The sequence below is a fragment of the Caballeronia sordidicola genome (assembly GCF_000729995.1).
In the GTDB taxonomy this organism is placed as follows: domain Bacteria; phylum Pseudomonadota; class Gammaproteobacteria; order Burkholderiales; family Burkholderiaceae; genus Caballeronia; species Caballeronia sordidicola_A.
Map to the genome: position 1 here is coordinate 135,630 of NZ_JNFG01000008.1, position 11,106 is coordinate 146,735.

General features: G+C 53.1%; 10 protein-coding genes and 2 pseudogenes. 8 read left to right on the top strand and 4 right to left on the bottom strand.

The window, feature by feature from the left end; genetic code table 11:
* Positions 1–9 precede the first annotated feature (9 nt).
* The 3 genes from FH08_RS0108970 to FH08_RS0108980 form a co-directional block, all read right to left on the bottom strand.
* On the bottom strand, positions 10–1,530 hold the full coding sequence (locus tag FH08_RS0108970) for a sugar ABC transporter ATP-binding protein (RefSeq protein WP_031358010.1): 1,521 nt from the start codon (positions 1,528–1,530) through the stop codon (positions 10–12).
* On the bottom strand, positions 1,527–2,477 hold the full coding sequence (locus FH08_RS0108975; RefSeq protein WP_031358011.1) for an ABC transporter permease: 951 nt from the start codon (positions 2,475–2,477) through the stop codon (positions 1,527–1,529). The genes FH08_RS0108970 and FH08_RS0108975 overlap by 4 nt, the downstream gene beginning before the upstream one ends.
* An 87-nt stretch (positions 2,478–2,564) precedes the next feature.
* Positions 2,565–3,671: a sugar ABC transporter substrate-binding protein gene (locus FH08_RS0108980; protein ID WP_035565708.1), complete on the bottom strand. Its 1,107-nt coding sequence runs from the start codon at positions 3,669–3,671 to the stop codon at positions 2,565–2,567.
* Positions 3,672–4,094: 423 nt separating this feature from the next.
* Here FH08_RS0108980 and FH08_RS0108985 point away from each other — a divergent pair, with 423 nt between their 5' ends.
* From FH08_RS0108985 to FH08_RS0109010, 7 genes and pseudogenes are all read left to right on the top strand, one after another.
* Positions 4,095–4,400 (top strand): Dabb family protein, encoded by a 306-nt coding sequence (locus FH08_RS0108985; RefSeq protein WP_031358013.1) that lies wholly within the window; start codon positions 4,095–4,097, stop codon positions 4,398–4,400.
* A 72-nt stretch (positions 4,401–4,472) separates the two neighbouring features.
* A complete protein-coding gene (eboE, locus tag FH08_RS0108990) occupies positions 4,473–5,672 on the top strand; it encodes a metabolite traffic protein EboE (protein ID WP_031358014.1) in 1,200 nt (399 codons plus the stop codon).
* Between the two features lie 43 nt (positions 5,673–5,715).
* Complete coding sequence (locus FH08_RS49330) at positions 5,716–6,540, top strand: 3-keto-5-aminohexanoate cleavage protein (protein WP_051887986.1); 825 nt, start codon at positions 5,716–5,718, stop codon at positions 6,538–6,540.
* A gap of 128 nt (positions 6,541–6,668) precedes the next feature.
* Positions 6,669–7,697 carry a ketopantoate reductase family protein gene (locus tag FH08_RS0109000; protein WP_031358016.1) on the top strand — a complete coding sequence of 343 codons (1,029 nt, stop codon included), beginning with the start codon at positions 6,669–6,671 and terminating at the stop codon, positions 7,695–7,697.
* 68 nt (positions 7,698–7,765) lie between these two features.
* Positions 7,766–8,191: pseudogene (locus tag FH08_RS53255) on the top strand (ketopantoate reductase family protein); the annotation flags it as partial.
* Positions 8,171–8,800, top strand: a complete 630-nt coding sequence (locus tag FH08_RS53260) for a ketopantoate reductase family protein (protein WP_268810821.1) — start codon at positions 8,171–8,173, stop codon at positions 8,798–8,800. The pseudogene FH08_RS53255 and the gene FH08_RS53260, both read left to right, overlap by 21 nt.
* Before the next feature lie 101 nt (positions 8,801–8,901).
* Positions 8,902–9,696, top strand: a complete 795-nt coding sequence (locus FH08_RS0109010) for an SDR family NAD(P)-dependent oxidoreductase (protein ID WP_031358017.1) — start codon at positions 8,902–8,904, stop codon at positions 9,694–9,696.
* 483 nt (positions 9,697–10,179) lie between these two features.
* Here the strand turns inward: FH08_RS0109010 and FH08_RS52475 are convergent, their stop codons facing one another.
* Positions 10,180–10,320 (bottom strand): hypothetical protein, encoded by a 141-nt coding sequence (locus FH08_RS52475; RefSeq protein WP_160172443.1) that lies wholly within the window; start codon positions 10,318–10,320, stop codon positions 10,180–10,182.
* A gap of 668 nt (positions 10,321–10,988) precedes the next feature.
* Here FH08_RS52475 and FH08_RS54325 point away from each other — a divergent pair.
* Positions 10,989–11,096, top strand: a pseudogene (locus FH08_RS54325) (ESPR-type extended signal peptide-containing protein); the annotation flags it as partial.
* Between the last annotated feature and the right edge of the window lie 10 nt (positions 11,097–11,106).

Here is an 11,106-nt window from a genome sequence, read left to right on the forward strand (position 1 = left end):
CATTGCTGTTCAGACCATTGACTTGACAATGTCTTCTTGACTCGGAATGTCGCCTTCACGAAGATTATGAGAGGCTGTAATGTGCCCATCCCTCAACACGATGATCCGGTCGGCGAGTTCAATGACTTCCTCGCTGGTATCCGCGACAAATACGATGGACATGCCCAACTGAGCCTGTTCCCTGATTGCGTCAAAGAGATCATCGCGTGCCCCCGGATCCAGGCCGCGGCTGGGGTGGTCCAGCAACAGGAGCTTGAGTTTCTTGGACATCAGCCATTTTCCAAGCACCACTTTCTGCTGATTTCCACCACTGAGGCGCTCGATTCGGTCCTTCCCAGATGTGGACTTCACCTTGAGTCGCTGCATCCAGTGGGTCGCGGCAGCTTCCTCTGCACGGTAGTCAACGAAAAAGCGGCTGCGACCATATTCGAGGCCGTAAGTGACTACCATGTTTTGGATAAGAGTCCTTCCTGCCAGCATGCCCTCAAGCCGCCGATTGGAGGGTAGATATGCAATGCCGTGGTCGACTGCGTCTCGTGGACTGAGTGACAATGCAGGCTTATCATCGAGCGTTATCTGGCCAGTTACTGATTCTCCTGCGCCAAAGACGGTCCGGCAGATCTCCTCAGCCCCTGAGCCTTGTACGCCGACAAGCCCGACGATTTCACCTCGTGCTACGTCGAGGTCGAGATTTTTGAACTTGCTGCCGTCGCTGAGTTTCCTGATCTTCAAGCGTGGACCAGGCGTATCGACGCGAATTGACTCCCTCTCCTTGCGTGGTCGTACCTTGCGCTCGTGACCAACCATGAGTTTGTATAACTCGTCCCGATCGAGAGCGGAAACTTGCTCATCCGCCACCTTGACGCCGTTCGTTAAAACGGCGACCCGATCTGAAATCTCGAGAATCTCGTCGAGCCGGTGCGAGATGAAAACGATGGACGCGCGACTTCTCAAGCGCTGGATTTCACGGAAGAGGATCTTGATCTCATCTGGATTGAGCACAGATGTCGGTTCGTCGAAGAGAACAATGGGAGGATGGTCGACCAATTCCTCAATGGCGAGTACCTTCGCCAGTTCAACCTGCTGACGCTCTGCGAAACTTAGGTCCTCAACTGTCACATCCGGTCGGGTATTGACGCCAATCTTGTCCAATTGTGCTTGTGCCGCCGCGAACAACGCTTGCCAGCGGTAGATGCCGCCCCGCGTAGCATGGTTCGGCTTGTCGATAAAGATGTTCTCCGCAACGGTGAGGTTGGGGACCAGAGACTGTTCCTGATGGACCATTCCAATCCCCAGGGATGTTGCCATCGCCGCGGAACGAATTGAAACGGGTTTGCCTCGAAGCAGAATTTCGCCGGAATCCGGGTGCTGCAGACCCGCTAGAATCTTCATAAGCGAAGATTTTCCTGAACCGTTTTGGCCAACCAGACCCAACACTTCTCCTGCTCTCAGTTCAAGATTGAGGTTGTCGAGCGCGACGACCTGGCCGAACCGCTTGCTGATATTTTTCAGTTCGAGAATGGTAGTCATTTCACGACCCTTAATTTCCGACGCAGGTGGTAACTGGTCAAACTGATCGCCACGAGAATCACCGCTCCGCTAAAAATGTTGCGAGAGTACGGGCCCGCGCCAATTTGAATCAGGCCATTGCCCAGAACTTCAAGAATCACTGCACCCAGGGCCGATTGAAGTGCGCCACCTCGGCCTCCGCTCAATAGCGTCCCACCGACGACAGCGGCACTAATTGCTGGGAAGAGTTGACCCGCACCGATATCAGCATTGCCGTTACCTAGTTGCGCCGATAGGAGTACTCCACCAAATGCGGCGATACCGCCCGAGATAACAAATGCGATAAATTTGTAGCGCTTGATGGGAAGGCCTGACGCAACGATGATCCCTTCGTCTCCACCGATCGCATAGATCATTCGTCCGAGGCGCGTGTACTTGAGCACAAAATAAGCTGCCGCGACAATCGCAAACGCGATATAGACGATCAAGCTCAACCCGCCCAGGTGAACTGATGAAAAGCCCAGGACCAAAGGCTCATGGATGGTGGGCACCCTATCGGGGAAAAGTACTGCTGCCAGGCCTAGTCCAATAAACCACGTTCCGAGGGTCACTATCAAAGACGGCGTTTTTCCGAAGACGTGTAAGGTGCCGTTCAGGGCGCCGAAAATCACACCGATAGAAATCGCAATCAAGATGCCGGATAATCCGAAGTCATGCTGATTGATTCCGTTAGCCACCAACAGCGAGAGCGTCATGCTCGCTGTGGCGATGGTGCCTTGCATGGAGAGATCGATTGCGCCGAGAAGGATCACAAAGGTGATCCCCACGGCGAGGATGCTCGGAACGGCAGCTGCCTCGAGGATCGACCGGAAGTTCCCGATGCTAATAAAGCTTCCCGTCAGAGCCTGAAAGACGATCACCATTATCACCAGGGCAATCAACGGCCCCAGGTTCTGCAGGGTTTTCATCGAGAGTGGTCGGCTTCGCCCGAGCTCTACGTCTTTATTGCTAACGCTATGCGAGTTCAACATGATCTCTCCAACTCATTGGCGCATTTACTTTGCGGCATTCACACCAACGGGAATCTGACCTGCCGAGTACTGCCAGAAATCTTTCTTAATATCGGCGTAGGTGTACTTTGGAGAGTTGGCTTTCAGGTCGAGGAAGTGGTCGACATTGTCTTTCGTGACAACTTCCTGCTTCAGATAGAAGTCCCGTTGTGCTTTGGTGAGCTTGTCGGGCTGAATGTCTCCGAGCGCCGCGGCTCGGGCCAACGCAGTGGCAACAGCACCCTGCAGCACCGCGTCATTCCACACAGTGGCAAGCATGTCACCACTCTTGACCATGTCCAGACCGACCTTCGATCCGTCTGAGCCAGTAACGAATACTTTTCCATTTAGCTGCTTTTCACGAAGAGCCGCCACCGCACCCCGTGCCATTGCATCGTTGGATGCAAAAATTCCGTTGAGGGAATCGCCATATCGAGCTAGCCACGTACGTGCGATCGTTTGCGCCTTCGTTTCCTGCCAGTCGCCGACCTGGGTATCAACCAGCTTCATCCCCGGGCACTCAGCCAGCGCCTTTTTAAGGCCTTCCATGCGCTGGAACGCGGGTGGGGTGGAAGGAACACCTTCGATCGCAGCGATCTGTCCTTTGCCGTTGAGCGCCTTGCATAGCGCCTTAGCCTGCAGATACCCGGACTCGACGCCGTCAAAAGAGGTGTGAGCTACCCATTTACCATTACCTGTATCCCACGGATGGAGATTCTCCGGGCGGTTCCAGATTGTGACGACGAACACACCAGCCTTCGCAGACCGTTCAACCACAGCTTTCACATACGCATTTGAGGTCGCATCGACGGTAAGGGAGCATCCGGTACAACCACCCGCATAGAGCGCGCCGAGTTGCGCGAGCAACTGGTCGCCTTGATAGTTGTCCGCAATGACCGTTGGTTTAGACCCGGCCGAGCTAGCGATGTCGTCGACACCGCGAACATATTCGGCCCAGTATTCCGATGCCGTTTCATCGATGCCAGCGATGATTTTTTCGCCGGAACCGGCAGCAGCGAACGCGTGGGGTTGGACCAGCAGCCCACCAAAAAAAGCGGTGGCGGAAAGTATCGTCGCAAGCGACTTGATTCTTGTCTTGGCGGCATGTGCCATGTCTGTCTCCATATTTGTTATGTATTTAAGTTCACTTTTGTAAGCTGTGAATCGTCGTCGGGAATGATGTCAAACATGTCTGGTAGCTGCTCAAGTACCAAGCGGTGCCAACGTGAAAGAACGATAGTTTCGATCAAGCAAAATTAGAAGAGCGGGTGCCTTAAATGAGTTTTCCACCAAATGGAAAAATCATAAGGATTACCCTGACTGAGGAAGGCATTCGGTCCATCAATCGCTTTGTGGTCATTGCGTCGCTGCAATTCTTCCACTAAGCGGAAATTAGATTTCTGTTGACAGCGCTATCGGCGAGGAGATGCGGCCTTTATAGTCGTTCGCAGTACGCTCACGATGACGATCGCGAAATCTGATTCTCGAAGACGAGTTCGAATCAATGAAATCAAAAAATGAAAGAGAAAGGAAAACATGATTAAACATATCGTCATGTGGCGGGTCGGTGGCTCGTCCGAACAAGAAAAAACGGATTCGAAGAATCTCTTAAAGCAGGCATTTGAGTCGCTCAATGGCAAGGTGCCCGGAATGCGCATGCTCGAGATTGGAATTGACGCGAGCCGCGTCGACTATGCGTGCGATGTTGTTCTGTATTCCGAATTTGACTCATTGGATGCCTTGACTGCCTATGCGAATCACCCCGAACATCTTCGCGTCAAAGGGTTGATTGGGGAGATCCGCATTGCGCGACATCAAGTGGACTACGAGACCACGGGTTGAGCTTTTAAGAATCGACCCAACTCATCGCAGACAGAACCGCGCCACAGTACAAGAACTATTCTGGAGAGACTAATGGATATCGGCAATCGACTTGACCATCTTACATACTCAACGTTGGTGCATCCTGGCGACAATTGGGAGCAAATCAATGCGAGCCTTCGTAAATATCTGCCCGAGGTCAAGAAACGTTTTTCACCTGACGAACCGTTCGGTGTATGCATCCGCCTGGCTTCTGCAACGGCAAATGAATTGGTGCAAAACAAGAGCGCGCGCGAAGAGCTCAAGCGCTTTTTTCAGGAGAATGATCTATATATTTTTACGGCGAACGCCTTTGTGTATGGCACCTTCAAAAATACTCTGGTCAAGGAACAAGTCTATGAGCCTGACTGGCACACAGAAGAACGCTTGCAATATACGAAGAACGTCGCGGATATTCTGGCTGATCTAGCACCGGCAGGTGTCGCGCCTTCGATCCAGACTGCGCCACTTGCGTTCCGTCCGAAAGTCGATACGCCCGAGTATTTGGCGACGATGACGACAAATGTACTTAGGATGATTGCGCATCTTGCGAATCTCGAAAAGACAACGGGACGTCGAGTGACGCTTGCGCTGGAGCCTGAGCCCGCTTGCTATCTCGAGACCACCGACGACGTCGTGACGTATTTTCGTGAGCAACTCTATTCCGGTGCGTCGGCCCGTCATCTGGCCAAGATCAGCGGAATGCCCGTGTCGGAAGCAATTGGCGCCCTAAGAAGATATGTCGGCATTGTGTACGATATCTGTCATCAGGCCGTGGAATGCGAGGATATTGAGGATTCGTTGAATCGGCTCGTGGATGCGGGCGTACCGATCTTCAAATTGCAGGAAGCGTCTGCGGTCCGCGTTGCCGAGGTGACTCAAGAGTCTATTGACGCGCTCAGGAGGTTCGCCGACACGATCTACCTAACCCAAACGAGCGAAATCAAAGACGGCAAGGTCAAGCAATATCTAAACCTTGAAGACGCGTTTGATGCGTGGGAGCGTGATCCTGGTCCCCGTGAATGGCGTATCCACTTCCATGTACCCGTTTTTCTCGAGGAACTGGGTGTCCTCAGGACAACGCGGTTCGCAATCGTGGACGCTTTGCGACTCCACAAAGCATTACCGTTGTCGTCCCATCTTGAGATAGAAACCTATACGTGGGACGTTCTCCCGGATCATCTTAAGACTGGCGACATTGTCGATTATGTATCCCGCGAGCTGGACTGGGTGCGTTCTCAGTTGATCGACTAACGATGTCGCGGTCTTTATAACGGCTGTGCGGGAGTTAAGCGACATGAATTCTGTGTGTGTCATCAGTGCGTCGTTCCACTATGTGTTTGACGATTCTGCTCGCGGACAAGACGGTGCTGCCAGCAGATTGATCGAACTGGTGAACATATCAATCGAGCAGGGGGCCAGCGTCATAGACCTCGGGGCGATGACCTTTGGCACATTGCCCGCGGGAGGCAGCGAACGGCTGGCCCGCATTGTGGCCGACATACGAGATGTTTATCCAGAAGCGATCTTTCAGATCACGGCACACAGCTTCATGCATCTCGCTGATCTGCTTCGCGATTACCGCGCATTTGCGCCTGACATTGTGTCGGTTCCGTTGAGCGCATTTTTCGCCAAGGACGCGACCGCTATCTTGCGCTCTCAAGAAGAACAGGTACCCCGTCTCCGATCAAGTCTGGTTCTCGACTTACATGATTTGTCGATGTTGTTTCAAGCGGTGTCGTTGCAAAATGACGGGCTGCTCAAGGGCCCTTTGCGTGTCAATTTCTGCTTCGGGCAAGAGTTTGGAATCCCGTCGGATCGACATGCTTTCGGCTTTTTTGTCCAAACGCTCAGGCGGCTCGCACCGGATGCAATGTGGTCAGGCATCGGTCGAGGAAAAAGCGAACTAGAACTCGCACGCTGGTCGATGGATACCGGTGGTCATTGCAAGGCAATCGTTTCGGCTGAGGCGAACGCGAATGACGATTCCCATGACCGCGATAAGGCGACGCTCTCGCGAGTGGTTCAGCTATGCAAGGAATACGGACGTAGGCCTGCGTCTTTCGCCGAGGCTCGCCGCGTTCTATCGCTCGACGATGCAACGCAGGTTTCGCTGGTTTGACCGGAATACGAGAGACAGAATCGCTGTAATCGAGAAACGCTTCTGACGTTTCACTGTTTTTGCTGATCTCAGAACCAAACAGCCCGTCTGCTCGGGGTTCGCAACTTTGAATTTCAAGGAATCTAGAAATGTCTGATTTAAGAATTGCCATGCTCGGCACGGGCGCTCAGGGTGCGTCCATCGGCGCGGACCTGCAACTCGCAGGGCTGGACGTTACGTTTATCGAGCAATGGCCTGATCACGTAGAGGCAATGCGGAAAAACGGTATCACGGTAAACCTGCCCACTCGCACGATCAATGCAAAGGTCAAAGCGCTGCATTTATGCGAGGTGGCGGAACTGCGCGAGAAATTTGATGTAGTTTTCATTGTTACGAAGGCATATGACACTAAGTGGTCGTGCCAGCTTATCGAGCCATACGTCAAGTCGGATGGATTAGTCGTGGGCTTGCAAAATGGCATGTCGATTGACGCGATCGCAAGTGTCGTCGGTCCGCATCGAACCATTGGTGCTGTGATTGAAATAGCATCGAACATGTTCGTTCCGGGCGTTACAAATCGCCAGAACGATAAAGACACGTCGTGGTTTGCCGTTGGCGGGTATGACGCGGCGACCAAGGGCCGTGCCGAGTCAATCGCCAATATTTTGAAGCATACGGGCACTGTCGAAGTGACATCCGACATTCGCTCGTCCAAATGGATGAAGCTCGTAGTGAATGCAGCGGAACTTGTTCCGTCCGCCATTCTCAATCTTCCCCTCGCTGCTGCGGCACGTGTGCCAGGAATGCTCGAATTCATGCGCCAGGCGGGCTACGAGGCAATCCACGCAGCACTGGCAAGCGGTAGCAGGATCGTGCCCATTTTTGGCATGTCGGGTGTTGACCCATCCAAACCGGAGAAAGTGGTCGATGATCTGTTCGATGAAGTGCTCAAGACATTCTCTATGGAGAGCACGCTGACAACCACGCTGCAGGACTGGCGTAAAGGTCGCCGCGGTGAAACAGACGACGTCAATGGCTATGTCGTCGAATGGCTGGAGAAAGTCGGAAAATCTTCGCCAATCAACCTGCGCGTAGTAGAGATTGCGCACAAGATCGAGTCGGGTCAACTCGACGCTGATCCGTCCAACATCAAACTTCTGCTCGATGCCGTGAAGTAGCGGCCAGTTGTCCAGGCGGATCACTTGTCGACCCGACCTGTTTGATTTCACGGACCCAGGAGTTGATATTGACCCAATGCCGTATTGCCCTACTTGGCACAGGCGCCAATGGCGCCACGATTGCGGCCGATCTTTCGCGTGCAGGTCACGACGTGGTGTTAATTGATCAATGGGCTGCTCATGTCGAGGCAATGCGCGCATAAGGCGTCAAGCAGATAATGCGTGACCAGACGATAGTGACCGAAGTTCGTGCCTTTCATCTTTCCGATGTTTGCACATTCACGGACCAGTTCGATATCGTATTGCTGTCATGCAAAGCTTACGACACGCGCTGGCACTGCCACCTGATCAAGCCGTATCTCAAACCCGGCGGCTTGCTTGCCGGCGTGCAAAACGGGATGACCGTCGATGCGATCACAGAGGTCGTTGGTTCGCACCGAAGCATGGGCACGGTGATAGAGATTTCATCGACGATGTTTGATCCAGGCGTCGTACGCCGGGATTCTCCGCCCGATCGTTCCTGGTTTGCAGTTGGAGCAACAAGCACTGAAACGCAGGGACGCGAACTGGAAATTTCGTCGCTGTTAAGTGATGTAGGCCGGGTAGCGATTGTGAAGGATATCCGCGCCACAAAATGGATGAAAATCATCAGTAACGCAACGACCCTGGTGACGACTGCGATCCTGGGCCTCCCGATGCTGGAAGCGATGCATTTTCCGGGTATGCGGGAGTTCATGTTGCGCTCAGGTCAAGAAGCTTTGGAGGCAGGCTTGCTGCAAAATTACGACGTCTTGCCGATTTTCGGTTTGAGGTCAGAGGATGTCGCAGATCGGGAGAAGGTCGTTGAACGGCTCTTGGATACGTTGATGAGTGGGTTCGTTCTACCAGAGACTACAACGACGGTTCTTCAAGATTGGCAAAAAGGCCGTCGTAGTGAGGTTGATGACATGAATGGGCTGGTTGTGGACCAACTGGCCCTTGCCGGACGAAACGCTCCTGCCAATCGAGCAATCGTTCGCATTGCGCATCAAATTGAGCGACGGCAAGAAACACCGGGTGTTGGAAACATGCAAGTCCTATTGAAAGAAGTAATGCGACCTTGAATTGGAAAATAACGCGACTAGCGATGACGGTCATTTCGGTTTTTCCCGGTCACAAAATTCGAGCATGACCGATACGTGCCACTACCGAGGTAAATCAAACAGTGAAAATTGATCTTTCCGGAAAGACAGCGGTGATCAGCGCATCAAGCGCGGGTATAGGGCTAGCCATTGCAACTGGGCTGGCGGCGGCTGGCGCTGAGGTTGTGATCAACGGTAGAAAGCAAGACGCCGTGGACCGAGCGATCGAGCGCATTCGTCAGGATGTCTCAGGCGCGCGGGTGCGCGGCGTCGCTCGCGATCTTGGTGGGCGTGAAGGCTGTGATGCATTTGTAGAGGCGATTCCAGCAGCTGATATTCTTGTGAACAACCTTGGCTTCTTCGGTCCCGGGGATATTCTAGGAACCGACGATGATGAGTGGCAGCGTTACTTCGAGGTCAACGTTATGTCCGGTGTCCGGCTGACACGAGCCTATTTGCAGGGGATGATCGAGCGAAAATGGGGTCGTGTCATATTCATATCTTCCGAGTCTGGACTTAGCATCCCTGGTGACATGCTCGCATATGGATTCTCCAAGACATCTCAACTGAGTATCGCGCGAGGCGTAGCGAAGTTTGCCGCTGGCACGGGCGTCACGGTCAATTCCGTACTGCCTGGTCCAACGCTATCGGACGGTATTCGGGAAATGCTCAATGAAAGGGCGCAGGCAACTGGAAAACCGGTTGAGCAAATTCTTGATGAGTTCGTACTCGAAACCCGAGGCTCATCCATCATCCGGCGGTCGACCAGTACAGAGGAGGTCGCAAATATGGTGGTTTATGCGAGCTCGATGCAGGCTTCGGCGACAACTGGGGCCGCGCTGCGCGTGGATGGTGGGATAGTAGACAGTATAAGCTGACTTCAATGTATCTCAACCTTGATTAGGCCTGTCCGCTCTGTTGTGCCAGGACTCAACGCCTGTGGCGACAGCTCGAACAACAACCGGCAACAATGCAGTTGACGCGTTCGATACAGCAGGACATTTTCTGCGACCCATTACTTGGGGGGTGTGCTTAACTCTCCGTGGGGCATCGCGGCGGCGCCGAGCAATTTCGACGCGCCCAGCAATGAACTACTTGTGGTCAATTGCGGTGGCACGATCAACGCATACGATGCGATCACGGGGCAGCCAAGCGCGAAGCACTGGTAAGCAGGCAACGCCATCAATGACGTTATCGCCGTTTTCCTAATTAATTTTACATAATCTTATTGATCGATTTTAAGTATGTATATATATGAATCGTTCGCTGAAAATCAGCTAGGCTCGAAATTTAATTGAATGCGAGAATCATTTTCAGGATCGCGCCGTTCTTGTCAAACATCGACCAACCTTCCTTGCGCTCTACGTCCTGCACACTCCGTAAGAGAGTTCGCTCGGCCTCGCGAACGGTTCGAGCACCGAGCGGCCAGGCAGCGCTTCGTAGAGAAAGCACGCCAGATACACAGTCTTGAGCAGGCAACTCATCGGCGTTCCCGTGAACATGGCGCATCTCACCAACGCAAGGTGGTTTTCGAGCGAAACAGTTCGGGCCTTCGTGACAGGGAGCGGCAACAACATCTTTTTGGTAAGCGGGTCTTTCCGGAAGTAGTGGTGTGTATTGCGTGATTTTGGCGAACCGGCCAAAAAACGATTATTTCTTGGCGGGTGACGGGGAACGGTGCCGCGCGAATGATGAATCTTATCCACCGATTCATTAACAGCTCTATGCCACCAATTCAGGGGGCGATAGTCTCCGTCATCCTTTGCAGCGGCTCGGGTCTCGCCAAATGCACCCTCCCGCCTTGCTGGAGTTTTTTCGTGTGCGTTGGCCCGTGAGGGTCTGCTCTCGACGTTCCTGACCGCTGAAGGTGGGGGCGTTCTTCCATTTGACGGTATCCAAGATGTGACCGACACCTATCGCGAGTGGGGATGGCATCACTCCTGGGCAGTTGACGACACCGGCGCCATATACCTGCAAATCCAGTACGAGATGTCCGATCTGCCGACGGAGGCCAGTAACCGTGCAAGTAATGGCGATTTACGTGGGCTAACTGCTTTCGAAACTGTAGTTTGGCCTAAAAGTTTGCATTTTTTGCGATTGTTCAGACAATAAACCGTTACAGCATGTTACATTTTGTTTAAAAATGTAAGTATTGGAATCGGGTCGAACAATGAATGCAAAAAGCCATCGGTTGGTTTTCAACCGGCATCGGGGAATGTTGGTTGCTGTTGAGGAAACCGCTAGCACTGGACGTCAAGCGAGTCAGGGTGGATCCCGTAGTACTCGTG